This window comes from Microcoleus sp. bin48.metabat.b7b8b9.023, from assembly GCF_013299185.1.
In the GTDB taxonomy this organism is placed as follows: Bacteria; Cyanobacteriota; Cyanobacteriia; order Cyanobacteriales; family Microcoleaceae; genus Microcoleus.
Genome location: NZ_JAAFKG010000015.1, coordinates 25,066 through 50,982, shown reverse-complemented (window position 1 = coordinate 50,982; position 25,917 = coordinate 25,066). Strand labels below are relative to the sequence as shown.

The following is a 25,917-nucleotide window of genomic DNA, read 5'->3' as shown; positions in this document are numbered from 1 at the left end:
AGCAAGGGTAGGAAGGACAAAAGTAATTCTCATAGTATAGGTAGATGTGAAAGATCAAAACTGGTCGATCGAGCTTCTCCATCCTAATCTATTTGCACTGACGAGTCTCTTTTTGGGTTTGGCGCAGGGTTTAGGTCAAAGATCGAGGCGATCGTTACTTGATGTCGAGCCGGCCGTACTTTGTCGTCAGGGACTTTTGCCAATGACAAATCAGGAGATGTGTGAGAATTAGACAAGTCTAACCTTTAACAGATACATTTAACCCGGTAAATCTAGGAATCCACCCAAATCTACTGTGTATGGCATAATCTGGAAAGCTTGCAGCTTACCAGACATGGAGGTATCCCTCAAAGCTTTCAACAGAATATTGAAAGCGCCGTTTAAATCCCTGTCCAGAGTGTGTCCGCATTCGGGACATTTAAACGTTTTTAAGCCGCCCAACTTACTATGGATATGACCGCATTTTGAGCAAGTCTTACTGGTGTACTCTTCTGTCACGTCTACTACAACACAACCGTACTTGGATGCTTGATGCTTCAACGTTTGTTTAAAACGATAATGACTCAAAGTTACCATCGCTCTAGCTGTCTTCGTGGCAAGTTTTCGCTTACCCTTTTTTACCATTTGCTGCGTTTCAAATGTTGGCAAGAAAATTAACTTATACTTGCTAACTAGGTAATTAGCCGCCTTATTGTGCAATTCCGAAACTAAGTTCTTAATCTTAACACGAATCCTGGCTGCTACTTTTCTCGATCGATACCGCAGCCGCTTAAACTGACTACCTTTGCTTTTTCCGAGCCGAGACATTAACTTGTCTAAATGTCTGGCTAACCGATAAATGCGACCGATATCACTTTTGCCTAATTTCAGTATATTATGACCGTCAAATCCTGTCATAAATGTTCTGATTCCCGGGTCTAAGGCAATCGCTAATTCGGATTGAGTCGGAGGCGGTGCAACAGTGTCAACCGCATAGCAGATAAACCATTGATCGTTGATAATACTAAGGGTTGGTTCGTGTTGCATTACCTCCACTATTGCTTCAGACGCTTTAAAAGACAAGCCTTTGGTTTCGCGCGGATAGAATGTGTTTGATTTCCAGTTTGCTGTTTGAAACCTAATAGTTTGAGTAGGAGCTTTACAACTTCTAAATTTGGCTGTACCTTGGGATTTACAAGCTGCTTTGTGTGCTTCACAGGCTTGAAATACTGCTAGTTGACGCGGGTTGTATGGCTGTTGAGACACCCATTCAGGCGCTGAATCCATGATGCGTTTACGCAATTCATATTTACCGATTTTTTCATTTTTGAGAATGGCAATTGCTTGATTGTAACACCATCTGCTTGCGGCTATCCATGTCCGCCATTTCTGAGCTAGTTTTGTTTCCGGGTAGACTCGGATCTTTTTGGATAGTAGATTTGTCTTGACGCTGGGAGTAGAGTCCGCAATCGTCAGCCTGGATGATTCATAGGATATCTTCAACCATTTCTGGTTGGGGAGATAAGTCTGTTCGGCACAGAACCAGGAGTTAGCAATTTTGCTGTTGACAGATCCACTTGATAATATGGATCTGTCAACTCCTGGGCGCGAGTAGGTCAAAGCGATCGACGACCACAACTGTCTCGATATCTCCTGACATGACTTGTCCCAAAAAGGCAAGAATTTCTTGGCGTGTGAAGTTGAGTCCGTATCCAATGTATTGGAATTCGTCATACACGGTGGTTTTTTGTTGATTACATAGTATCAATGTCTACCGCTATCTTCAAGGAATTTACAAGAAATCGTTTACTATACGAAAGCAGCCTGAGCTTTCAAACATCCGTTGAACTCGGGTTGAGATTTTGGCCGGCAGTAACAGGAAACCAGTATTTGAGGTAGATGCGGTCAGAATTAGTGTCGAAACTGCTGGGTAGAAAACAGGACACCGCCGATGTGAGTTTTAGTAGAAGCACCCCACCAAACGATAATTGAGTTCCTATGCAGAATCCCGCGATCGCTGGCATCACTAGCGCAGAATTTCAAATTGCTGCTGTTAACATCAAAGCTTAACTTTTTCCGGCGCCAGTGGGAACCCGGCATGGTAATGGGCCCCGCACATAGTAGGGAGAACAGGAAACTATGTTAACTTCACGCTGTTGAGATTTCTCTACAGCAACTTTCAATCCTGCTTCAAAATGCTCCGTGGCATCTTTCCAAGAGTAATTGGTCACCTTAGCATAGGCGGCTTCCGACATGGCTTGCCACTGGGCATTTGACAAATGACACATAGATTCTATGGCTTTTGCCATTTCTTCGGGATCTTCTGGGCTGACAAGTATGCCAGTACCGCCGCTCAAAATTTCAGGAGCAGCGCCTGCTGTGGTACTGATGACGGGAGTGCGGCACGCCATCGCTTCGATAATTGGCAAGCCGAAGCCTTCAGAGCGACTCGCCAGCAGCCACGCATCGCATTTGCTGTAATAATCTTTGAGTTTGTCTTGGTCGGGTCTAATTACATACTCGGCATTGGCTGGTAGCGGCAATTCCGGGGATGGGGCCTCTGTACCGAAGGCAACCAGACGCAGGTTGGGAATTTTTTCAGCGGCTAGGGAAAAAGCTTTGAGTGCGATGTCGGTTCCTTTCCAGTAAATTGTAGAGTACATCATGCCAATGGTAGGAACCGATTGTTTGTGGCGAGGGCAGGCATAAAATTGCTTGGTGTCAACGCTCGGAGGAGCTGAGGAAACTTGGCTATCGCCATATTTAGTCCGAGCTAGGTCAACTAACCAGTCAGAAATCGTAATTTTGTGCATGGGTAGCATCCAGGTTGCTTCGACTCTACCTTCAGGTAGATAGTCAAAAACTTCATGGTGCTGGATAAAATAAGCTTTAGCTCCTTTGCTCGGGGAGAGTTTTGCTACCCACTCGGCGGTTTCCCACCAGGTGGCAACTACTACGTCAGCGTCAGGCACATCTTTGTCTTCTACTGGGCGCGAGCGATCGATAATTTTGTGTTCTACACTCAGATTATCGAAAAATGATGGTTCATTTTCAGGTGTGGAAATCCAACCCCTTCCCCGCAGCAGCGACTTGACTTGCTGGCGCAGACTCGCTGGGGTGTGGGGTACAGAGATGACGAACACGGAGTGCCCTCGTTTTCTCAAAAGTTCTGCGAAAATAGATACTACTCGTATTCCACCAGTCAGACACAGAGTTGGAAGAACAAAGGTGATTTTCATGTTTAACTCCCGCTGAATAATCCGACTCGGTTTCGACGCTGCGATGAGCGTGCTTTGTGAGAGCCGACAGGAAAGAGGGGCGGGTGAATCTTAATTACCGCTTTCCCGGTGTGGGCATAGAATCAAACCTAGCGACTGTTCGCAACACCCCAGTATCGATCGACAATTTCGCTGTCATTCTATTTATAGTAATGATGGATTCGATCGCGAAACTGTTCCGCAGGCATATTGTTTTGGGTCTCGGAAAGTTACTTCTCAAGACAGATACGCGATCTAACATCAGCTTTTTTCGCCCCACACGAAGCTCTACAACACTTCCTACCTAACATAACATCACTTGCTTATCTTACCGACAGATAGTTACGGTAAACCGAAACTCTCCAAACTTTAGTGTTGGGTAAAGGTAGCCAGCGTAACAATATTCCGGAGATTGACAATCGCCGTCCGGAAAACTGGGTTATAAAATATTATTAAATTAAATTATTAGTTATAAGAAGTTGACTTACGATAGCTACTATCGCTAAAAATACTGATATTTGACTGTGTTTCCTAAGTGACTGCACGCTCTGTTTCGCTTAAAAATATATTATTTATTCTGAATTCAGAGATGTAATTTACTCAAACACCTGCACGGACGCGAGCTAATTATGAAAGGGAATCGCGGAAATCACAGTCATGGATAGGTTAATCAGGAAAAACTGGTTTTTTTAACTGTTTTTCGATCTTTGTTGTCATAAATATCTTAAAAAACCGTTTGATGCGTCTGGACTGCTGAAAAAGGTAGGTTTGTCGATCGCTACAGAATATATAATTTGATTGGTATCAATTTAATTAACTGCCTGAGTTTTAAATTTTTTAATGGCAGGCGATCGCCTGAAAGTATCCCCAAAAGTGACTGCCACTTTTCCACCGAGTATGTAGCGTGCCCAACAGGTGTCTAAGTAATTACCGTAAAAATCAAGTTCCCCCAATTACCTAACGATCGTCTAAATATCACAGTAATTGTCAGGGTGCAGTGATATAGATCGTGGCAACCTTGACTCTTAATTGGTAGCCGCAGCTTAGCGGTATGTATCAAACGAGCTCGCTTGCAAAAAAATCCTGTTATGAAAGAATCAGATTTCCTGAGTTGGCGATTCGGAAGGACAATCGGTGTACTTTTGGGCGTTGTGCTGTCCAGGGTGGCAACGATATGGTTTGACAGTTTTCACGCAGTCAACATTATGCGCCAGCGCAACAAAATCTCTAACTTTAAACAGATGTCTTCACACAAAGCATTTCTCGGTGGGAATACAGGAACTTTCAATTGTTGTACAGCATCAGTCAAAATCCCAGCAGCGTCCAATACGGTTTAGTTAAGAGAGTCCCGCAGTCATAACGATTTGAAAAATAGACACGGAGATTGCTTTGGGGGCCCATGGCTGCGGACAAAAAGTGTTAGCCCAAGGGTATTGGGCTATAGTTGCTCAAAAACTGGCTAGTTAAAGAGGATTTGCCAAGCAATCATTGCGAGGGCTAAATCTGCGATCGCGTGGCTGATATAACTAGGCCACAGCGAACGGTAAGTTAGATAACAGTGCGACCAAATTATCCCGGCGGTGAAGACGGCGAAGGAGCCTAAAATCACAGCGCGCCAGTCGCTGTAGGCTGCGATTACAAAAATGTGGTGGAGGGTGAAAAATAGTGAACTGAGAAATATGGCTGGTTTTCCTGGTGTCAGAATCTGGCATTTGTTGCAGACAAACCACCGCCAAGTAAATTCTTCAATCAGCGAGTTAACTAGCACAAAATATGCTTCAACAATTAAGTAAATATTTTGGCTGTTGGTTCCCAATTGGCGAGCTTTTTCTTTGGCCGCTACAGGATCGATCCAGTGCTGGCCGAAAAGGCTGTAGATACCCACAATTACCGCAAACATGGCTATTCCCCAAATGGCTCCAGCCAGCAATTCTCGCCGCTTGGGGAGGGATAAATGCAGTTTTTGCCGATCGACTAAAACACACCAGGCGATCGGGAAAAGGAGCAACCAAAGTTGACACAAGGCTGATGCTGTTTGTCCCCAGCTTCCGGGGGCAATATACAAGCCTGTTATAATACCAATACTCGCAGCGGGGACGAGCAGTGTGAGAGCTAAGAGTGCTGTTTTGCGATCGCCAATTTCCAGCATTTTTTACGCCACCTTTGAAAATTTGGATTGACATCAAAGGTAAAAGCTTGGCCGGTTCCCAGAGGTGATATAGCAGTCCTTGCAGGAGTCGTAAAGTTTTTTACCCCACCCCAACCCTCCCCTTATTAAGGGGAGGGAGTAAGAAATTCACAAATGATTTAGAATTGCCATACCAGTTTTACAAAAATTTAACTTTAGCCAAACCTGAAATTCTGATGCCGTCAGTCATGCCCAATCTAAAATCTAAAATCTAAAATAGTATGAGTTTTGTGCCGCTTATCAAAGTGGTGCGTCTTTGTTACATCCCAAAATATGCAGTTGCACAAAATTGAACAATCAGCCACTCAAGCCGTTTCGGCAACAACAAAATGTTCGTGCAAGAACATTTTGATTGGATTTTTGCATTTGCGGCTCCAAATACCATAAGATGATTGAATCCGTAGTAGCTGTGTATTTTGGCCCAATGGCGATCGCAATCGATTTTGGAACTAGCAACACCGTCGTCGCTCGCTGGAATCAGGCTCTCCAGCAGCCGGAAACTTTGAAATTACCGGGATTGTCGGCAATCTCGGTTCAAAATCCACCCCTAATTCCCAGTTTACTCTACGTTGAGGACGCTGCTCAAAGTAAAGTAATCCTCGGTCAGCAAGTCCGCGACAAAGGCCTCGATCTGAGTGGAGATTCTCGGTTTTTCCGCAATTTTAAGCGGGGAATTGGCACTTCTGTGCAGGGTTTTGTGCCGGAAATTGACGGGCAAATTGTTGATTTTGAACGAGTCGGCGAGTGGTATTTGAGCCAAATTGTGAACTCAATTCGCGAACTGCCTTTGTCGGTAGATTCTTTGGTTTTTACTGTGCCGGTAGATAGTTTTGAAGCTTACCGCCATTGGTTGGGTAAAGTTTCTGAATCTCTGCAAGTGGAACAGGTGCGGATGTTGGATGAGCCTACGGCGGCTGCTTTGGGTTACGGTTTGGCCGATCGCGAAATTCTATTAGTGATTGATTTCGGCGGCGGCACTCTCGATATTTCATTGGTACGCCTCGATGTTAATGCCAACAAAAAGCCTTTGGGGTTTTTGCTGAAATGGGGCGAAAAGTTGTTAGCTGAATCTTCTGCACAAAAGACAAAAGTTGCCAGGGTTTTGGCTAAAGCCGGACAAAATTTAGGCGGTTCTGATATTGACAATTGGTTGGTTGACTATTTTGTTAAAACGAAAAAGTTGGCAAAATCTCCGATTACGACGAGATTGGCAGAAAGGTTAAAAATTCAGTTATCTTTGCTAAATAATGCGACTGAGGTTTATTTTGATGACGAAAGTTTTGAGAGTTACGAATTAGAATTGGACAGATCGGGCTTTGAATCTATCCTCGCCGAACATCAGTTTTTTGAGAACCTCGACGAGTGCATGAATCAAGTATTGCAGCAAGCGCGGCGCCAAGGCTTAGAAATTGGCGACATTAATGCAGTTTTGCTCGTTGGGGGTACTGTCCAAATTCCAGCGGTGCAGCGTTGGGTGCAGCAATATTTCGATCCGGCAAAAATTCGGTGCGACAAACCCTTTGAGGCGATCGCCCAAGGCGCCCTACAATTAAGTCAAGGCATAGAAATCAAAGATTTTCTCTATCACAGTTACGGCATTCGCTACTGGAACCGCCGCGACAATTGCCACAGTTGGCACAGTTTAATCAAATCCGGTCAGTCTTATCCGATGACCGAACCAGTAGAATTAGTCTTGGGAGCTTCTTTGGAAAATCAGCCCAGCATAGAATTAATTATCGGCGAATTGGGAGCGGAAACTGGTGGGACGGAGATCTATTTTGACGGCGACAGGCTAATTACTCGCCAACTCGCGGGCGAAAGATCCGTACAGCCGCTAAATGACAAAGAGGGAGCTCGCAGTATCGCGCAATTGACGCCTCCTGGGTATCCGGGGAGCGATCGAGTCAAAATCTTCTTCCGCGTTGACGAACAGCGCTTTTTGCGGATTACTGTGGAAGATTTGCTAACCAATCAAAATTTGTTAGAGGAGCAAGCAGTAGTGCAGTTAAGTTAAGGTGTATTTCTAATTATAGGTTCGTAGTGAGGACTTCAGTCCTTTCTTTTCTAAGGTGTATTTCTAATTACAGGTTCGTAGTGAGGACTTCAGTCCTTTCTTTTCTGAGGACTAAAGTCCAGGTTCGTAGTGAGGACTTCAGTCCTTTCTTTTCTAAGGTGTATTTCTAATTACAGGTTCGTAGTGAGGACTTCAGTCCTTTCTTTTCTGAGGACTAAAGTCCAGGTTCGTAGTGAGGACTTCAGTCCTTTCTTTTCTAAGGTGTATTTCTAATTACAGGTTCGTAGTGAGGACTTCAGTCCTTTCTTTTCTGAGGACTAAAGTCCAGGTTCGTAGTGAGGACTTCAGTCCTTTCTTTTCTGAGGACTAAAGTCCTCACTACGAACCTATTAGTTAAATTTCAGATTTGTGCACCACTACAGGCGTCCCCACCGAGGCCCAATTGAACAGCCATTTTGCATGATCTACAGCGACATTTGTGCAGCCGTGAGTGACGGGATTGCCAAACAAATTGTGCCAGTAAGCGCCGTGAATTGCCATACCTCCATCGTAATACATTGTATAGGGAACGTCGGGCACGTCGTAGTCATCGCCAGTCATTCTAGTAACGCGGTGTTTGGTTTGAATGGCAAAGGTTCCCGTCCGGGTGGGAGTCGATGATTTTCCAGTGGAAACATTGACAGCGTAAACGGATTTATTGCCTTCCCAAGCTACTAACTTTTGTCTGGACAAATCAATTTCAATCCAGCGCTGGTTGGATTCTTGCAACTGCATAATTCTATTGGCAATTATGTTGCGCTGTTGACCTGCAATTGCAGGTGTGTAACCGCCACAGACAGCAGCCAGAGTCAGCGCGAAACTGGCACAAAAAGTTCCAGCGCAGCGTAAATAATTTGAGTTTATAATGCTTTTCATTTCTCACACCTCTTGAATCTAGAAAACTATATCTTTGGAGGACTCCTTATTTACAGGATATCTCAAGCGATTGTGAGCAGCTTATTTTAGCAACATAATGTTAAGATTTTGGGCATAAATTTTCAAAATTCGATCCTCATCAACCCCCTTTAAACCAATACGCTACCCTGCAACTGTCAACTGTTTAAATCTTCATCTTAAAAATCTTATGCTTCAACTGTCAACTATCAACTGTCAACTGTCAACTGTTTAACAAGTTGTTAAGTTTTGGGTGAGAGTTTTGGCAATTTCGACGATCGCCCGCCAATCTCGATTTTGCACTAAGTGTTTGGGAAATAAGTCTCCGGCTAAACCAACGGCGATCGCCCCAGCGTCAATAAATACCTTGGCATTTTCCAGCGTCACCCCGCCCGTGGGAATCAAAGGAATGTCGCCCAGAGGGCCTTGCAGGCTTTTCAGGTAAGCAGCGCCTCCCAAACCCGCGATCGGAAAAACTTTCACGCAGGTAGCACCTGCTTGCCACGCCGTCATAATTTCTGTGGGAGAAAAAGCACCAGGGACGATCGGCACTCTCGCATCAACTGCTGCTTGAATCATGGTTACATCGGTGTGCGGAGTAAACAGGAATTGAGCCCCGCAATCTATGGCTTGCTGCAACTGTTCTAAGTGTAATAAAGTGCCAGTACCAATAGTAAAATCGGGCAATTCTGAGCGGAGTTGCGAAATTAATTCAGCGGCTTTGTGGGTATTCCAGGTAATTTCAATAAATTGGATTCCTCCTGCTGCTACAGATTTTGCCATCTGCCAAGCGACTTCCTGTTCGGATGAACGGATCACGGCGATCGCCCGGTGTTTTTTTAGTAGTGTCAACCATGATTGATGATTCATGCTAACTGATTTTGCCCCCAGATAATTCTATACAGTTCAGATCGGAATACCGAGCGGTTGAAACCGCGTCTATACAAATAAAACCCACCTCCGTGGGTTGAAAATAGAGCGGTTGAAATTGCGTTATTTTTTTTACACTACAGGCGAGTGGACTGCGTTTGACTCCGTGGCTAGAGCAAGTAAAGCCTCAGCATCGGTCGGTTGTGCCATCCATATTACCAGAAAGAATTGGTTGAAAGCCTCTCCCCGATCGGGAGAAATTAAAATCAGACTATCCATTACTCCAATCCTCGGACTTCTAGATAGAGGTCGCTCTCAAACTGTCAACGGTCAACGGTCAAAAGTCAACTGTTGAACGCCATTTGCAGAACCTCGCTCTACCCGTTGTAATGAGCAACAACTTTAGTCACTTTTCCGGTTGAACTGACTTCCATAAACTCACCTGTTTTCGTGCCTTTTTGGTTGATGTAGTACAGGACAAGACTGGAAATTCCCCACATGACATCGAGCAGCTCAAACTTGAGGTTAGGATAAACTTCCAGCCCCTTTTTGAAGTAGTTTCGTAGTGCTTCTTTGCCTGTCACTGTCCCAGATGGTTCGTTTAGCAGTTGCGCTGCGACAGGCGAGATCAGAATTACATCTTCTGCGTAATGCGACATGATGCGATCGAGGTTATGAGTATTCCAAGCTTCTACCCAATCACGTGCAAGTTCGCGCGCTCTATCTTCGGTGAGGATCATAGTTTGCTACTCCAATGCAGTTTTCCGCTGCTTCCTGTATGCCCCAAAAAAAATCGGGGCGATTCCAGACAATACCAGAAGCACCCCAATTATCGATTTTAAGCTTTAGATTAAATCTAAAATCTAAAATCCAAAATCTAAAATCAATTAGGCAATTGTCGCCATCTTGACATCGCTGTTAGCTAACAAATTTTGCAATTCATCAGCATCGACAGTTTCCTTGTCAACTAGCATATCTGCCAAGGCGTTGAGCACGTGGCGGTTGCCGACGAGCACGTCTTTAGCGCGACGGTAAGCTTCTTCTACCAACAAGCGAACTTCGTCATCGATCGTAGCTGCGGTTTCTTCAGAAAAGTCCCGTTCGGCCATGATATCGCGACCCATGAACATATTCCCTTGTTGGCGACCGAGAGCTACAGGGCCTAGCCGATCGCTCATTCCGAAGCGAGTTACCATTTGGCGTGCTACTCTGGCTACTTGTTGCAAGTCATTGGAAGCACCGGTGGTGACTTCTTCCTCGCCGAAGACAATCTCTTCAGCGATGCGGCCGCCCAAAGCTACCGCCATTTGATTTTGCAAGTAAGAGCGAGAATACAAGCCAGAATCCATGCGATCTTCGCTAGGTGTGAACCAAGTCAAACCGCCAGCGCGGCCGCGGGGGATAATGCTGATTTTCTGAACTGGGTCATAATCGGGCATCAGGGCACCAACTAAAGCGTGACCGGCTTCGTGGTAAGCAACTAAGGTTTTGCGCTTTTCGCTCATCACGCGGTCTTTCTTTTCTGGGCCGGCGAGGACGCGATCGATCGCATCGTTGACTTCATCCATCGAGACTTCGGTCAAATTGCGGCGGGCTGCCAAAATTGCTGCTTCATTGAGCAGGTTAGCCAAATCAGCACCGGTGAAACCGGGAGTGCGGCGGGCGATTTTTTCCAAATCCACGTCTTTCGACAAGGTTTTGCCGCGGGCGTGAACGTTAAGAATTTCCAGGCGGCCGGAGAAATCGGGGCGATCGACCACAACTTGGCGATCGAAACGGCCTGGGCGCAGCAAGGCAGCATCCAGCACGTCGGGGCGGTTAGTAGCAGCAATCAAAATGATGCCTGTATTGCCTTCAAAACCGTCCATTTCGGTCAGTAACTGGTTCAGGGTTTGTTCCCGTTCGTCGTTACCACCGCCCAAACCAGCTCCCCGCTGGCGGCCTACGGCGTCAATTTCATCAATAAATACGATACAAGGAGCGTTTGTTTTAGCTTGTTCAAACAAGTCGCGGACGCGGGAAGCACCCACACCTACGAACATTTCCACAAATTCCGAACCGGAAATCGAGAAGAAAGGAACGCCAGCTTCTCCAGCGACTGCTTTAGCGAGCAAGGTTTTGCCTGTTCCGGGAGGGCCGACTAGCAGCACGCCTTTGGGGATTTTAGCTCCGACTGCGGTGAAGCGATCGGCATTTTTCAGGAAGTCCACGACTTCAGCGAGTTCTAGCTTGGCTTGTTCGATGCCGGCTACGTCGCCGAAAGTCACCTGAGTTTGAGGCTCCATTTGGACTCTAGCTTTCGATTTGCCGAAGTTCATGGCTTGGTTGCCGGGCCCGTTTTGGGCGCGCCGCACCAGGAAAAACAGTCCCACCAAGAGCAGGATCGGGAAGAACAGGCTGCTGAGGGCTTTTACCCAGAAGCCTTCGTCGTTTTGGGGCAGAACTGAAATATCTACCTTATTTTTGGTCAGGATGTTAATCAGTTCGGGGTCGTTAGGCAGATTGACAATTACCTTGCTGCCGTCTTGAGCCGTTACGAGAGCTTTGCTGCGATCGGAACTGATATTTATTTTGTCTACTCTGTTGCCTTCGACTTCCTGAATGAATTGGCTGTACTTCCAAACTTCCCGACTAGGGGGCTGTTTGTCAAAAAATGCCGTGGCTAGGGCAATGACTACAATAGCCAGCAGTGCGTACAGTCCAGCGTTTCTCCACCGTTTATTCACCGAGGTCGATCCTCCTAATTATTTAGTCCCTGTGATTTGGGAATTTTTATTTATGTTCATCAATCTTAACGTAATTGTAACCTATTTTTGTGTTGTGAGGAATCCCGGCAAGGGCGATCGCTCGTCTGAGGTGGTGGAAACCGAACTGCCCTGAAAGCCGTCAGGAGATGGGAGTGTTTTACTAAGGAGTCACATATAGCATAAATTAAAAATTGTCAAGCCTTTAGTCGAAGTAATCTTGAGGGGACGGACTCCTGATAAGATCTCTGAGTCAGGGCTGCATTGGTGTAGGATGTTCCTGTTTATTCACTCTTCATATACAACGATCGACCGTTGAGGAACCGTCCGAAGATTTCAAGCCTCAGCATTAAAACAGTCTAGCCTACCCATTGCCATCACTTTGCCAGATTAAAAATTGAGTTAAGAGCGAGAGATATTCGGCATTCCAATACAGACAGTCACTTTAATAATTGTGTAAATTTAGATAATCAAAAAAAAATGAAGTGCAATATTTGTGATTCTCCAACAAACAGCTTGGCTGCGGCTACGGTACTAAAAAAATATAACGTTGAGTATTTTCAATGCTCAAATTGCGGATTTGTTCAAACCGAGGAACCGTACTGGCTTGAGGAGGCTTATTCTGAAGCCATAGCTAGCAGCGACGTGGGAATGTTATCGAGAAGCACGATGTTCTCCACCGCAGCCAATAATATTATTTTTAATTTGTTTAATCACCGCGGTAAATTTTTAGACTACGGGGGCGGCTACGGTGTATTTGTTCGGATGATGAGAGATTTAGGATTTGATTTTTCATGGCATGATAAATATTGCCAAAATATATTTGCACAAGGATTTGAGGCCGAGGCAAACAGCAGCTACCCCTACGAATTAGTCACAGCATTTGAAGTATTTGAGCATTTTGTTAACCCGCTGTCGGAGATCGAAAAAATCTTCAAATATTCTCGCAATATTTTATTCAGTACCAGATTGCTGCCAGCCAACAATCCGCAGCCCAGCGAATGGTGGTACTATGCCCTAGATGAAGGTCAGCACATTTCTATTTATACCACCAAGGCACTGTCTATAATTGCCGAAAAATTCAATTTAAATTTTTACTCTAACGGCGATTCTTTGCACCTCTTGACAGAAAAGGGAATCCCGCATCAACTTTTTCAAAGCCTATCATATTGCCAAGAACCGGAATTGAAAAAAGCCTCATTACTCCAAGAGGATTACGAGGCAGCTTTGAGAAAAATTGCCGACATAGAGAACCGCAAATCAATGAGAACTCCAGCAGCCCTATCTCCTAAAAATTTAAAAAAGATTGTGATTGACGGCGTATTTTATCAGCTTAACAGCACCGGCATTGGTCGCGTCTGGACATCGCTGCTAGAAAACTGGGCAGAAAATGGTTTTGCTAAGCAAATTCTAGTTCTTGACAGAGCGGGAACCGCCCCCAAAATTCCCGGCATCCAGTACCGGAATGTAGCCCGCTACGACTACAGCCAAACCGATGCAGACCGCCAAATGCTACAGCAAATCTGCGATGAAGAAAATGCAGACTTGTTTATTTCTACTTATTATACAACGCCTTTGTCAACGCGATCGGTATTCATGGCCTATGACATGATTCCAGAGTTGATGGGACAAAATCTTGCTCATTCCGAGTGGAGAGAAAAGCATTGCGGTATCCGTCACGCCTCAGCCTACATCGCCATTTCCGAAAATACAGCCCGCGATTTAGTTAAGGTTTTTCCGCAGATATCTTCAGCTTCTGTAGCTGTAGCGCACTGCGGAATAGACGCCAATTTCTCGCCAGCCGATAGAGAAGAAATCGCAGGTTTTAAGTCAAAGTACGGCATTGCTAAACCCTATTTTCTTTTGGTAGGCGAGAGGGTAGGCTGGCATGGTTACAAGAATGGGATATTATTCTTCAAAGCCTTTTCTCAACTTGCCAATAAGTTTGACTTTGATATAGTCTGCACAGGCGGAAAACCTGTATTAGAACCCGATCTGCAATTGTATTGTTCTGGAATCACTGTCCGCACGCTGCAACTAAGCGATAGCGAATTGAGAGTTGCTTATTCGGGTGCTGCGGTATTAGTTTATCCGTCGAAATATGAAGGCTTTGGGTTACCAGTCATCGAGGCTATGGCTTGCGGTTGTCCAGTCATCACTTGTCCAAACGGTTCGATTCCGGAAGTAGCAGGAAAAGCAGCGGTTTATGTAGATGCCGATGATGTCGGCGGGCTTGTCAATGCTTTGCGGGAAATACAGAAGCCTGCTGTTCGCAATTCATTAATTGCGGCGGGGCTAGAGCAAGCTAAGAAGTTTTCCTGGTCGAAAATGGCTGCAACTGTTAGCTCAGTTTTGGTTCAAGTAGCTGAGCGTTCCGTTCAACCGCAAGCCGATCCAGCCTTACAGAGCGAATTATCGAATTATGACACATCGCAGCCTGTCCCGTCAGCTTTCAAAGTATCTGCGATCGTTTCTACCTACAACTCAGAAAAGTTTATTCGCGGCTGTTTGGAAGACTTGGTAAACCAAACGATTTACCAAAAAGGCGAACTGGAAATCATTGTCATTGACAGCAATTCCGAACAGAACGAAGGAGATATCGCCCGGGAGTTTCAAGCAAAATATCCCAACATAATTTATTGCCGGATACCACAGCGAGAAACAATTTATGCCGCTTGGAATCGAGGAATCGAGATGTCGCGCGGCAGATACATTACTAATGCTAACGCTGATGACAGACACCGCCCCGACGCCTTGGAAATCATGGCTAATTATTTGGACTCGCAACCAGAAACTGCTCTGGTTTACGGCGATCAATTAATTACGAACGTTGTTAATGATACCTGGGTTGCGACGCAAGCTCAAACGCGGTGGAATTGGCCGGACTTTTCCTATGGGGAACTGGAACGACGCTGCATCGTGGGTTCTGGGCCAATGTGGAGAAAATCGCTACACGAAAAACACGGCTATTTCCGAGCAGAATTGACTGCGGCTGGCGATTACGAATTTTGGTTGCGGGCGGGAAAAACCGAAAATATGTGCCGCATCCCGGAAATAATTGGGCTTTACTACCACAACGAGCAAGGTTTAGAACATGGTTCAGGGCGATCGCAACAAGAAACGCTTAAGATATGGAATGAATACGGCATCATCCGCCGAGGTATCAAACCCGCTACTACCGTCCCCGTTGCCATCTCTGTATCACAGCTAAACGCCATGCCCTACCGCACGCCCGAAACAGCACTCGTCAGCATCATCATCCCCTGCTACAACCACGCCAATCTACTCAGAGAAGCTGTTGAAAGTGTTGTCAATCAAACCTATCAAAATTGGGAGTGCATCATTGTCAACGACGGTAGCACCGACGATACCAGCAACTTCGCCAATTATTTAATTCAATTATATCCTCAAAAAGCGCTGCGCCTCATCGACAAACCCAACACGGGGCCCGCTGATTCCAGAAATATTGGTGTTCAGCAATCGTCAGGAAAGTTTGTTTTATTTCTAGATGCCGATGATAAAATTCATCCCAAATTTCTAGAGGAGTGCGTTGAAGTTTTAGCAGCGAAACCGGAGGTGGGTTTTGTTTATACAGATGTGCAGCACTTCGGAGCAAACTGCGATTTAGTCAACCACGGCGATTTTGACCCCAATAAGTTTTTGAGAGACAATCAAGCCCCGGCGACTTCCTTATTTAGAAGAGAAATTTACGAGCAAGTAGGCGGCTTGAAAAAAGTGATGAAGCTGGGATGCGAAGATTGGGAATTTTGGATTTCTGCCTATGAAAAAGGCTGGTTAGGCGATCGTTTGCCTCAGCCTTATCTCTACTACAGGCAACACGGCGACGGCTCTAGCAGAACCCAAAAAATGGCCGCAGAACGCGCCAAATTAGACTTGATGAGGGCTACAATTGTTCGCCTGCACTCTCAACTTTACAAACCTGAAGAAGTGAGTTGGTCAGAAAAAGTTTTGCAGCAACACGGTAACTTGATTGCTGATGAATTAGCTCAAGTTAATACACCCGAACAGTCTTTAGCTTCCCTTCCCCAACACCTGGGAGAGTATCAAAAAGACCAAACCAATCAAGTTGCTCTCGCTCATATCCGCCAACTGCGCCGACAACTTGCCGATTATTTTGTGAATCTGCCCGCAGAGAAACTAGAAACTGCCTATTCCGGTGAGGCAGGTAAGGCACATCAAATGCTGCTAAATAGTACAATCAAATATGAAGCAATAACAGATACTGAACAGAGTTTAATCGGTCAACTGGAAACACATCTATCCCAGGGAATTAAAACTCTAAAAGATGTTAGCTACTTACTAGCAGCCTCTCTTTACCGTCGTGCCGATCAGTTATTGCTAAAGTATGAAAATGCAGCTATACCCAATTGGTTTGTCAACGACTATCTCAAGTTTATGTTTGCCGCGCCGACTCTCTTTCAAGAACTAGGAGAGGCTGACAATTATTGCCGCTACTTTCAGGGATGGGTTAGTTACGTCCACCGCAATATATTCCAAAACCAGAATTCACAAATTTGGCAGGAAATTGCCTGGTTTTTCACTCAAACCGCTAACTTTATCCCTTTGTATTTCAATAGCGAAAATCTCAAGCAAGTTTACACCAAACGGGCAGAAATTATTGAATTTGCGATGAAAAATCGCGGGGCTGCCATTGATTGCATTTTTCCGGCGAGGCCTGCAAACAGACAGAAAATTCGCGTCGGAGTTCTGACTAAGCATTTCGGGGCGATGACGGAAACTTTCGCGACTTTGCCTGCTTTTGAATATCTGAATCGAGAACAGTTTGAAATTATTTTGTATGCTATCAATTTGGATGGTAATAAATTAGAACAGTATTGCCAGAGTCGCGCGGATAGGTTGGTGCAATTGCCGAGTGATTTGCCGAGTCAAGTTCAGACTATCCGCGCTGATGACTTGGATATTCTGTTGGTTGCTACGAATATTACTGCTGTCACTCATCCGATTAGTTTGCTGGCGCAGCATCGATTGGCGCGGGTACAAACTACTTGTTTTAATTCTCCTGTGACTACGGGAATGCGCCACGTTGACTATTATATTGCTGGCAAGTTGATGGAACCTGCCATTGAGGGACGCGCGCACTATCGCGAGGAATTAGCCACTGTTGACGGTTTGGGTTGCTGTTTTAGCTATACCCTCGAACCCTATACTCCTAATCTTCAAATGACTAGAAATAGTCTGGGAATTTCTGAGGAATCGGTTGTGTTTATTTCCAGCGCTAATTTGTATAAGTTGGTGCCGGAGTTAAGGGAAACTTGGGCGAAGATTTTGGCTGCTGTTCCTAATTCCATACTGTTTTTAATGCCTTTTGGCCCTAGCTGGACTAATTATTATCCTGGGGCGGCTTTTGTTAATAATATGCAAGGGATTTTGGCGAAGTATGGGGTTGAGAGTCAGCGTTTGCGGGTGGTGAAGGCTTTGCCAAATCGTGCGGATGTCAAGGAAGTTTTGAAGTTGGGTGATGTTTATTTGGATTCTTACCCCTATGCGGGGACTACTTCTCTGGTGGATCCGCTGGAGGTGGGGTTGCCGACTGTTGTCAGGGATGGTGATACTTTACGATCGCGCATGGGAGCAGCAGTGGTACGATCGCTCTTGATGCCCGATTTAATCGCCCGTGACGAGGCATCCTACATTCAGCTAGCCGTCAATCTCGCCACTAACCCGCAACTGCGGCAGCAAAAACGCCAGGAAATTGTGCAAAAAATGCAAGCCAATCCCGCCTGTTTTGACAGTGTTGCATACTCAGGGGCGATCGCAAAACTATTTCAAGAACTCTTTAGCAACTGGCAAAAAAGCCACCTAGAAGCCTCCCGCAGCTTGCAGAATAGCATTCCCAAACAGCCAGACTTGGGTGAGAAACTCTTGCATAACGTCCAGCTTTACCAAAGAAACTCATCAAACATCTCAGCAATATCCGAACTCCGCCAAATCCGCAAACAAATCGCTGATTTCTGGCTAAATGTTCCCACCGAAAACCTGGAAGCCACCTATAAAAGTGCTGCCGGAAAAAGCTATCAAATGCTGCTGCACAGCTACTTTCAACATCAAGCGATGATGGAAGGCGAACAAATATTTTTGCAGCAATTAACGCAGATTAGCAAAGGATTAGTGCATCCTAAAGCTGTCAACGCCTTGCTCGCAGCAATGCTGTATTTCCCGCCGGGAACCATGCGGATTCCCGACGCTCGCAACCGCTTGCCACACTGGTTAATCGGCGATTACAAACAAGTTTTTGAAACAGAAGATACCGTCGAGAAGGAGTCAAGTTCTGACTTACTCGCTCAATACATTCAATCGCCGCAATTTGTAAATCAACTATTAGGATGCGTCAATCTTTACCGGATCGATCCGTCAGACGAATCGGTAGTTTTGGAACTCCGCCAAATCCGCAAACAACTGGCTGATTTTTGGCTGATTGTTCCCCCAGAAAAACTGGAAAATATTTACCGAGGGGAAGTTCGCAAAGCATATCAAGCAATACTTAACTGCGGCTTGCAAGCACAATCAATGACGGAAGCCGAACAAAACTTTTTGCAGCAAGTGACCGAAATTAGCAAAGGGTTAGTGCATCCTCAAGCTATCAATGCTTTGCTGGGTGGAATGCTGTACTTTGTACCAGGAAAAATGCGGGTTTCCGACCCTCGCACCCGCTTGCCACAGTGGTTGATAGACGATTACGAAAAAATCTTTGAAATCCCATTCGCGGACAATCAACAAACGATTGTCAACCAAGATTATCTCCCGCAGTTTCTCAATCAATTAACTGCTGCCCTGAATCTTTATGAAATCGAACCGACGGCGGAAATGGTAATAGCAGATTTGCGGGAAATTCGCAAACAAATTGCTGACTTGTGGCTGAAGGTTTCCGGCGAACAACTTGAACTTTTGTACCGGAGCGATTTGGGTAAAGGTTACAAGGCAATGCTCGGGAGTGGGTTTGTTAACGATCCGCTTACTGATACTGAACGTACTGTTTTGAATGCGTTGGTGGGTGAGTTGAGTAAAGGGTTTGGAATGCCTCAAGCTGTGAATTATTTGTTGGCGGCGAGGCTGTTTTGTCGCGCTGGACAGTTGCAAGTTCAGGATGCGGATAGTTGTTTACCTGAATGGTTGTTTGAAGATTACGAGCAGTTTGTTGGGGGTGCGGTTCAGGTGGCTGTGAAGTAAACAGTTGACGGTTGACAGTTGACAGTTGACAGTTGACCATGGGAGAGCGACCTCAACCTAGAAACAAGAGGATTTGAGTAATGAATCGTCTGATTTTAATTTCTCCCTCAAAGGCGGGCGGGCTTTCAACCAATTCTTTCTGGTAATATCAAATCCGGTTGCATCCTCCTGTATTCATCTATATCTTCTCTCTCTGTGCCCTCTGTGCTCTCTGCGGTTAAATCATTCCTATACAACTGGAAATGATACAAACTGGCATAACGCAGGCTGGGGCGCATATTACCCAGCCCTGTCTGGCGCAATTAATTAGGCAATTGTAACTTGATTTTGAAGGACAAAATAAATGCTTCAAATCTATAGAAATGGTGCAAATGGAGAAATAATTCGGGGTCAAGGGCTGTCGGCATTTATACACAATGTGAACTACCATGAAACTATCATCAAAGTCTTTGAAGATGGTAAAATCGATTGTTGGGGATTGGTTGACTTTGAGGAATTCAAAACCAAAGTTGCTGAGGGATGGGTTGTTACCCAAGTTCCCAAGGGTGCGAGGATAAGCTGTCACCATCTCTATTATGGAAACTCGACTTTAGAGTTTTATATAGAGATTGATGAGTTTGTCAAAGAAGTGGAAGATACCATAAACCTGCTTCAGGGCAAGCAAACAGTTGCAAAGACTTGTGTTGAAGCCTTTGCTAGATTCCTAACCTTGCCAACACCAGAAAATAAAAATAGCTTGCGAGAAGCTTACGATGCTATTCCCAAACATCTGAGAATTTATGTTCTTGGCGATATGGATTTTAAAGATTCTGCTATCCTAATCTGTATCGATGAAGATACGGAAGTTTCTCAGGAAAGTATCGAAAGCTTTAAGAGGCAATATGAATATATCTGGGAACGGTTAAATTAAGCGAATATGTGTATATAGTTATGTTTGACTGTCTTTCCTCGTTCCCAGGCTCTGGCTGGGAATCAGTTAAAAACTGTCGCTGTTGCACTGAAACCCCAACCAATCTTGGAGAGATTGCTCCAGTCGCTCAGCATCAGAATCTGCTAATATGCCAATCTTCCTTACAACTAAGCTTTCATGTACTGTATGCAAACCTCGCTTGACTGCTGTAGCCACATTTAACCCTGCTGCTGACCATTCAGTGAGTATGAACTCACCCTCAATTAAGGATGCAGTTTTGCTTGTCAATGGCACAATCATAATCTCTTGAGATACGTGTGGCGAACTCACAACAATTGCTACTCTTACCTTAGAACTAGACAAGTTTGAAAAGGGATATCTAACCAAAATTATGTCATTTTTAGAGTAACTGGGCATAGATATCATCCTCAGTATTATCCCAAACTGTATCTAGTGATGTTTGACTGGCTTGAAGCCAAAACTCAGTTTCTTCATCAGGTAAGAGTGTTACTAATACTTTTGCCCCTTCGGGTAACTCTGATAACTCTAGCAGTTCAATTTTTCCTTGTCGAACAGTAGCCCAAAGTGTTTTCAGCATATCCACCTCATAAACTGTGCTTTACGCAATTTGCAGATTTTTGATACATTGTCGCACAATTACAACCTAAGACACATAGATCGAGGAAGTATTTAAGCCTGACTTAGGATTAATTCAACACGAGTTCTGGATGTTGTGGCTCAAACAAAGGGCGTGTTACCTGGCGCAGCAGCACTGTTTCTAAACTGCCTTCTACTACATCTGCTGCTTCTATTTCTAATTCTCCCCACAAGAATCGATCGCCCTGAGCAGGCATTCTACCAAAAGTATGGATCGCGAATCCGGCGATTGTTTGGTACGCTTGGTTGGTTGGCAGGTTTAACCCGAGTTTTTCGTTAACTGCTGTTACTTCCCAGACGCCGGAAATTAGGGCTGAATGAGCGTCTTTTTCAATCAGAGTTGCTTCGGAAGCTGGTAGCAGCGATTCTGACTGTTTACTGGTAATCCAACCTGTCAGCATCCGTACCGTACCGTTGAGAACTGCTAGCAGCGGCCAGAGTATTTTCGAGCAGACTTCCAGGGCGGGCATCAGTAACAAAGCTGTGCGTTCTGGGGCGTGGGTTGCTAATACTTTGGGGATGAGTTCTCCTAATACTATCTCGATGTATGTAACGAAGATGAATGCTACGGGAACTGCGATCGAATGCGCCGTCAGCATCGCGGGAAAATGCCCGATCGGCAATTTGTCGATCCAGGGCTCGATCCAGTGTACAGTCGCACCCTCGCCCAACCATCCCAACAGCAGACTTCCGGCTGTTGTGCCTGTTTGAGTCACCGACAGGTAATGCGGTATGTTGTTCTGCGCTAGATGGACGAGTTCGGCGGTTTTCGCGTTTGGGCGATCGCGCAACTGGGCAAGTTGGCTGATTTGATGGCGATCGGCTGATACTAATGCTAGTTCTGACGCCACAAAAAACGCGATTAAAAGTGTTAAGCCCAGCAACATTGCTAACCTCAACAGTGTTTCGGCGACTTCTATTTCCAGACAAGTAAGGTTATTCAAGATAGATATCTAATCTGATAGATGTTTAGGTTAATCATTTCATCTTAGCTTGCAATTCAGATAGATTGACGGCTCCACATATCGGATATCCGCACTACGGGTCTTCGTAAGGTGTGCATTGCACACCCTACAAATAGATAAAAAAAGCAATTTGCCATCCATAAATCTATCTTCTGGCCGACGAGAAAAAACTCATAACATATTACGATTTATTGGTGCAAAGACAAGTATAAGGAAACCAAAGGTCGTGAACTTAAAAACAGTCGTATCGCTGCTAAAACAAACTTTTACTGAATGGCAAGAAGATAAAGCACCAACCCTAGCAGCCGCCCTAGCCTATTACACAGTTTTCTCCCTCGCCCCGCTGCTAATTATCGTAATTGCGATCGTCGGTTTAGTCTTTGGTGCAGATGCAGCCCAAGGTCAAATCGTCGCCCAACTTCAAAGTTTAATCGGCAAAGATGGCGCTCAAACTGTCCAAGAACTAATCCTTAAAGCTTCCGAACCCAAGTCGGGAATGATTGCTACTATAGTTGGTCTCGCTACACTTTTGTGGGGCGCTTCCAACGTATTTACTAACCTCAAAGAAGCTCTCAATACTATTTGGAATGTTTCACCGCCTCCGGGACGCGGCATTTGGGGATTTTTGCAAGACCGCGTATTGTCTTTTGCGATGATTTTAGGCATCGGCTTTCTATTGTTAGTATCTTTAGTAATTAGCGCCGTTTTAGCAGCCGTCAGCTATTGGTTGAACGGCTTGCTGCAATTACCAGTCAATATTTGGCAGATTGTGGATTTTGGGATATCCTTTGGTGTAGTTACGCTGCTGTTTGCCTTGATTTACAAACTTTTGCCCGATGTCGATCTTGCTTGGAATGATGTGTGGATCGGCGCCGCCATCACCTCAGTCCTGTTTACGATCGGCAAATCGCTAATAGGAGTTTACCTGGGAGGTAGCGGTATTGCCTCTACCTACGGTGCTGCGGGATCGTTCGTAATTATCCTGCTTTGGATTAATTATTCCGCTCAAATTCTGTTCTTAGGTGCCGAGTTTACCCAAGTTTGGGCTAACCGATACGGCTCTCGAATGCGAGGTTCGCGAAATAATACCCTGCACAGTGAAAAGGGGGAATCCTCCACACGCAAACATCGAAAAAATTCTTAATATTTGACAATTGGGAAATTTGAGGTTAAAGTCTATCCCCGGCTTTGATAAAAGCAAGAGCGAAGCAGCCAGAAAGCGGAAGGCGGAAGGAAAGAAAAATTTTGAAGGCAATAATTTATCTTTCTCTTCGAGCGCCATGTCAAATTCTGTCTTTGGGAAGATTTACTTCTGCTTTCTCCACAGTTCAAATTATTTATCGCGACAGGTAAAAATTTTACCTCCGACTGACGGGATCGGCTCGAACAGCAAGCTGAAAGCTGGTTCGAGTTTGACAACTGCTCAAATCCGGGAAATTCTTTTCACCCTCGTTCATTTCCATTTAGATTATCTAGAGTTTTAGCTGCTGCTGGTCTCTGTCAGCAGAAGGAAGTCGTTTGTCAATTTTTCCAGTGAAATTATCCCTGAGGGATGATTTATCGATCGCCTATTTTGACTTTAATAACAATTAGCAGCTACATTTCATTCCCCGCGCAGTAGCCAAAATCGCACATTAATCGGCTGCATTTTTTTAAAATTTTGGTAAACAATCATGATTTCATTAACAAAAAAACGCATCGCCCTGATCTCGGTGCACGGCGATCCGGCTGTGGAAATTGGCAAAGAAGAAGCGGGCGGGCAAAACGTTTACGTGCGTCAAGTAGGAGAATCTTTGGCGAAACAAGGATGGCAAGTTGATATGTTCACCCGCTCATCCGATCGCCAACAAGCAAGGATTGTCCAGCACAGCCCCAATTGCCGGACAATTCGCCTAGTAGCAGGGCCGCAAGAATTTATTCCCCGCGACGAACTTTACGGATATTTGCCAATTTTTGTTCGCGAATTTCAGAAGTTTCAGTTAGAGTCAGGCTTTCAATATCCCTTAGTTCACACGAATTACTGGCTGTCTTCTTGGGTGGGAATGGAGTTGAAAAAATCCCAACCCCTGCGACAAGTTCATACTTACCATTCTTTGGCAGCAGTTAAATACAAGTCGGTTGCGACTATTCCGATGATTGCCAAAACCAGGCTGCAAGTAGAAAAAACTCTTCTGGAAACAGCCGATCGCGTGGTGGCTACCAGTCCCCAAGAAAAAGAACACATGAGGTCTCTGGTGTCCTCAAAAGGCAATATAGACCTCATTCCCTGCGGTACCGACACTCAGCAGTTTGGGTCGATCGCGCGATCGGCAGCCCGCCGCCAGTTGGGAATAGCCCCCGAAACCAAAGTCGTGCTGTACGTCGGTCGTTTTGACCCCCGCAAGGGCATCGAAACCTTAGTCCGCGCCGTCAGTCTGTCGGCGCTGCGGCGCAAAGGGGATTTAAAACTAATTATCGGCGGTGGCTGGCGCGAGGGGGAATGCGACGGCAAAGAGCGCGATCGAATCGGCAGCATCGTGGAAGAATTAGGCTTAAGCGACATTACCAGCTTTCCCGGCGGTTTGAGCCGAGAGATTCTCCCCGCCTACTACGCAGCCGCCGATGTCTGCGTGGTTCCCAGCCATTACGAACCCTTCGGTTTAGTCGCCATTGAAGCGATGGCCTGCGGCACGCCCGTAGTCGCCTCCGACGTGGGAGGGCTCAAATATACCGTAGTGCCGCGAGAAACAGGTTTGCTCGCGCCTGTGAAAAATGAAGCAGCCTTTGCAAGTGCGATCGATCGGCTGTTAGTTGACTCAGTATGGCGCCAGCAACTCGGACAAGCAGGCAGAGTGCGCGTCCAAACCAATTTCAGTTGGGACGGTGTGGCCTCCCAACTCGGTCAACTTTACACTCAACTGCTCGAAAAATCGGCGATGAAACTTGACCCCGTGAGCGCTTAGTAGTATCACTTAGTATGGTTGAAGCCTGTTTCCCTCGATCCCTATCCATCTCATCTATAAACTGGGAACCTTCAACTAGAAGTGATATGAGGAGGTACTCTTGTACGCATCAGAACATCTGGGAAGACATCTGCTTCGTATGTCCGACCAAGAGCTAATTCGTCTGTGGGTAAACCGCAAATCTACCCCCAGCAAGCGCTTTAGCTGGCAGGCCGCCAACGGTTTTCGACTGTTTGTAGACAAACCGCTGGCACAAGTGACTCTGACAGATATCCAGACTTTCGCCGCAGCGATGAGGGCTCGCAAAGTTCCACCCCGTTTCTACAAGCAAACCTTGCTAGCTCTAAAATCGCTGTTCGCCTTCGGCCAGCAAACCGGAGTCTTGCCCGCAGCTATCCCCCTGTACGCGTGGCCGGTGCGAGAGCGCAGCCAGCAGTACAAACAACTCCGTTTGAGGCTGGGGTGGAGTTTGTGCATCTGTTTGTGCTTTTTTTTGGGTAGAATGGCCCCGAAACTCTGGGGACAAACAGTCTCGGCAGAAATGTCGCCACCTCCAAAACGCCTGACTGCCTCGGCAGAAAGCTCGCCGGCTTCGGCATCAGAAGCGTTGCCGAAAGTTGCAACTGACGAGCCACCAGACAAAAGAGATAAGAACGAGGATAACGACGATAGCATTGAGCGCGATCGGGTAAAAGCATTTCTCGACACCATCGCCAGCGCCGAAGGCACCGCTGCTGCCGATGGCTACCACACCCAGTACACAGGAACCAAATTTGCCAGTTTCAGCGACCATCCCAGAGAAATGAGATGCGGCCGCCGCTACGGCAAAAAACTCTGTTCCGACGCTGCGGGGCGGTATCAGTTTCTCAGCACAACTTGGGACAGATTCGCCAAAAAATTCGGTGTCAAGGATTTCAGTCCAGAAAATCAAGACCTAATGGCTATAGAGTTAATTCGAGAACGAGGTGCATTAGAAGATATCAAAGCGGGTCGATTGGAGCCAGCAGTCAGAAAACTCGCTTACATCTGGCCTTCTTTTCGGCGTTTTGGCGGTTCCGTGGACTCGTCGCTGCCCAAACTCGAAAAAATGTACCGGGAAAATTTAGGGATTTATCGCCCAGGATTAGTTGTTAGCAATTAGTTAATAGTCCGAGGACGAGTTACAATTTGCGATTTTGGATAGACTCTAGAGCATCCAAAATTAAAAGTTGGGGGTTATGGGTGATGTCGATTCTTTGAGAACTTAAAA

At 45.7% G+C, this 25,917-nt stretch carries 18 protein-coding genes and 1 CRISPR repeat array; of the genes, 7 read left to right on the top strand and 11 right to left on the bottom strand.

Annotated elements, in window-relative coordinates; genetic code table 11:
* Window positions 1-258: 258 nt before the first annotated feature.
* The 3 genes from QZW82_RS11275 to QZW82_RS11265 all read right to left on the bottom strand — a co-directional run bounded on the left by QZW82_RS11275 (window position 259) and on the right by QZW82_RS11265 (window position 5,385).
* Complete coding sequence (locus QZW82_RS11275; RefSeq protein WP_293148034.1) at window positions 259-1,713, bottom strand: transposase; 1,455 nt, start codon at window positions 1,711-1,713, stop codon at window positions 259-261.
* A gap of 332 nt (window positions 1,714-2,045) precedes the next feature.
* Complete coding sequence (locus QZW82_RS11270) at window positions 2,046-3,218, bottom strand: glycosyltransferase family 4 protein (RefSeq protein WP_293148032.1); 1,173 nt, start codon at window positions 3,216-3,218, stop codon at window positions 2,046-2,048.
* 1,477 nt (window positions 3,219-4,695) lie between these two features.
* On the bottom strand, window positions 4,696-5,385 hold the full coding sequence (locus QZW82_RS11265) for a CPBP family intramembrane glutamic endopeptidase (protein WP_293148030.1): 690 nt from the start codon (window positions 5,383-5,385) through the stop codon (window positions 4,696-4,698).
* Between the two features lie 463 nt (window positions 5,386-5,848).
* Between QZW82_RS11265 and QZW82_RS11260 the strand changes: the two genes are divergently transcribed.
* A complete protein-coding gene (locus tag QZW82_RS11260; protein ID WP_293148153.1) occupies window positions 5,849-7,438 on the top strand; it encodes an Hsp70 family protein in 1,590 nt (529 codons plus the stop codon).
* A 21-nt stretch (window positions 7,439-7,459) separates the two neighbouring features.
* Window positions 7,460-7,798: a CRISPR direct-repeat array (repeat unit 30 nt; unit sequence TCGTAGTGAGGACTTCAGTCCTTTCTTTTC).
* 33 nt (window positions 7,799-7,831) lie between these two features.
* On the opposite strand, the gene QZW82_RS11255 is transcribed toward QZW82_RS11260, so the two are convergent.
* The 5 genes from QZW82_RS11255 to ftsH3 form a co-directional block, all read right to left on the bottom strand.
* Entirely contained in the window at window positions 7,832-8,353 is a 522-nt protein-coding gene (locus QZW82_RS11255) for a L,D-transpeptidase (RefSeq protein ID WP_293148028.1), read from the bottom strand.
* A 249-nt stretch (window positions 8,354-8,602) separates the two neighbouring features.
* Window positions 8,603-9,241 carry a bifunctional 4-hydroxy-2-oxoglutarate aldolase/2-dehydro-3-deoxy-phosphogluconate aldolase gene (locus QZW82_RS11250; protein ID WP_293148026.1) on the bottom strand — a complete coding sequence of 213 codons (639 nt, stop codon included), beginning with the start codon at window positions 9,239-9,241 and terminating at the stop codon, window positions 8,603-8,605.
* A gap of 132 nt (window positions 9,242-9,373) precedes the next feature.
* On the bottom strand, window positions 9,374-9,520 hold the full coding sequence (locus QZW82_RS11245) for a hypothetical protein (protein ID WP_293148024.1): 147 nt from the start codon (window positions 9,518-9,520) through the stop codon (window positions 9,374-9,376).
* A 98-nt stretch (window positions 9,521-9,618) separates the two neighbouring features.
* Entirely contained in the window at window positions 9,619-9,981 is a 363-nt protein-coding gene (locus QZW82_RS11240; RefSeq protein WP_293148022.1) for a nuclear transport factor 2 family protein, read from the bottom strand.
* A gap of 147 nt (window positions 9,982-10,128) precedes the next feature.
* Entirely contained in the window at window positions 10,129-11,967 is a 1,839-nt protein-coding gene (gene ftsH3 / locus QZW82_RS11235; RefSeq protein WP_293148020.1) for an ATP-dependent zinc metalloprotease FtsH3, read from the bottom strand.
* A 498-nt stretch (window positions 11,968-12,465) separates the two neighbouring features.
* On the opposite strand from ftsH3, the gene QZW82_RS11230 reads away from it, so the two are divergent.
* The gene (locus QZW82_RS11230) at window positions 12,466-19,194 is read left to right on the top strand and encodes a glycosyltransferase (protein ID WP_293148018.1); all 6,729 of its coding nucleotides are present in this window, start codon (window positions 12,466-12,468) and stop codon (window positions 19,192-19,194) included.
* Window positions 19,195-19,537: 343 nt separating this feature from the next.
* A complete protein-coding gene (locus tag QZW82_RS11225; protein WP_293148016.1) occupies window positions 19,538-20,104 on the top strand; it encodes a hypothetical protein in 567 nt (188 codons plus the stop codon).
* Between the two features lie 66 nt (window positions 20,105-20,170).
* Here QZW82_RS11225 and QZW82_RS11220 read toward each other — a convergent pair whose 3' ends face one another.
* From QZW82_RS11220 to QZW82_RS11210, 3 genes are all read right to left on the bottom strand, one after another.
* The gene (locus QZW82_RS11220; protein WP_293148014.1) at window positions 20,171-20,521 is read right to left on the bottom strand and encodes a type II toxin-antitoxin system PemK/MazF family toxin; all 351 of its coding nucleotides are present in this window, start codon (window positions 20,519-20,521) and stop codon (window positions 20,171-20,173) included.
* Complete coding sequence (locus tag QZW82_RS11215) at window positions 20,505-20,702, bottom strand: hypothetical protein (protein WP_293148012.1); 198 nt, start codon at window positions 20,700-20,702, stop codon at window positions 20,505-20,507. The genes QZW82_RS11220 and QZW82_RS11215 overlap by 17 nt, the downstream gene beginning before the upstream one ends.
* Window positions 20,703-20,811: 109 nt before the next feature.
* Complete coding sequence (locus QZW82_RS11210; RefSeq protein ID WP_293148010.1) at window positions 20,812-21,705, bottom strand: CNNM domain-containing protein; 894 nt, start codon at window positions 21,703-21,705, stop codon at window positions 20,812-20,814.
* A gap of 247 nt (window positions 21,706-21,952) precedes the next feature.
* On the opposite strand from QZW82_RS11210, the gene QZW82_RS11205 reads away from it, so the two are divergent.
* The 4 genes from QZW82_RS11205 to QZW82_RS11190 all read left to right on the top strand — a co-directional run bounded on the left by QZW82_RS11205 (window position 21,953) and on the right by QZW82_RS11190 (window position 25,809).
* Entirely contained in the window at window positions 21,953-22,870 is a 918-nt protein-coding gene (locus tag QZW82_RS11205) for a YihY/virulence factor BrkB family protein (protein WP_293148008.1), read from the top strand.
* A 19-nt stretch (window positions 22,871-22,889) separates the two neighbouring features.
* Entirely contained in the window at window positions 22,890-23,210 is a 321-nt protein-coding gene (locus tag QZW82_RS11200) for a hypothetical protein (protein WP_293148006.1), read from the top strand.
* Between the two features lie 189 nt (window positions 23,211-23,399).
* Window positions 23,400-24,668 (top strand): glycosyltransferase family 1 protein, encoded by a 1,269-nt coding sequence (locus QZW82_RS11195; protein WP_293148004.1) that lies wholly within the window; start codon window positions 23,400-23,402, stop codon window positions 24,666-24,668.
* 139 nt (window positions 24,669-24,807) lie between these two features.
* Entirely contained in the window at window positions 24,808-25,809 is a 1,002-nt protein-coding gene (locus QZW82_RS11190; RefSeq protein ID WP_293148002.1) for a glycoside hydrolase family 104 protein, read from the top strand.
* The last annotated feature ends 108 nt before the right edge of the window (window positions 25,810-25,917 follow it).

Coding starts and splice junctions, on each gene's coding strand:
- QZW82_RS11240 (WP_293148022.1), bottom strand. CDS start 9,981: ATGATCCTCACCGAAGATAGAGCGCGCGAACTTGCACGTGATTGGGTA.
- QZW82_RS11190 (WP_293148002.1), top strand. CDS start 24,808: ATGTCCGACCAAGAGCTAATTCGTCTGTGGGTAAACCGCAAATCTACC.
- QZW82_RS11260 (WP_293148153.1), top strand. CDS start 5,849: ATGGCGATCGCAATCGATTTTGGAACTAGCAACACCGTCGTCGCTCGC.
- QZW82_RS11215 (WP_293148012.1), bottom strand. CDS start 20,702: ATGCTGAAAACACTTTGGGCTACTGTTCGACAAGGAAAAATTGAACTG.
- QZW82_RS11220 (WP_293148014.1), bottom strand. CDS start 20,521: ATGCCCAGTTACTCTAAAAATGACATAATTTTGGTTAGATATCCCTTT.
- QZW82_RS11275 (WP_293148034.1), bottom strand. CDS start 1,713: ATGACGAATTCCAATACATTGGATACGGACTCAACTTCACACGCCAAG.
- QZW82_RS11245 (WP_293148024.1), bottom strand. CDS start 9,520: ATGGATAGTCTGATTTTAATTTCTCCCGATCGGGGAGAGGCTTTCAAC.
- QZW82_RS11270 (WP_293148032.1), bottom strand. CDS start 3,218: ATGAAAATCACCTTTGTTCTTCCAACTCTGTGTCTGACTGGTGGAATA.
- QZW82_RS11255 (WP_293148028.1), bottom strand. CDS start 8,353: ATGAAAAGCATTATAAACTCAAATTATTTACGCTGCGCTGGAACTTTT.
- QZW82_RS11195 (WP_293148004.1), top strand. CDS start 23,400: ATGATTTCATTAACAAAAAAACGCATCGCCCTGATCTCGGTGCACGGC.
- QZW82_RS11230 (WP_293148018.1), top strand. CDS start 12,466: ATGAAGTGCAATATTTGTGATTCTCCAACAAACAGCTTGGCTGCGGCT.
- QZW82_RS11225 (WP_293148016.1), top strand. CDS start 19,538: ATGCTTCAAATCTATAGAAATGGTGCAAATGGAGAAATAATTCGGGGT.
- QZW82_RS11250 (WP_293148026.1), bottom strand. CDS start 9,241: ATGAATCATCAATCATGGTTGACACTACTAAAAAAACACCGGGCGATC.
- QZW82_RS11265 (WP_293148030.1), bottom strand. CDS start 5,385: ATGCTGGAAATTGGCGATCGCAAAACAGCACTCTTAGCTCTCACACTG.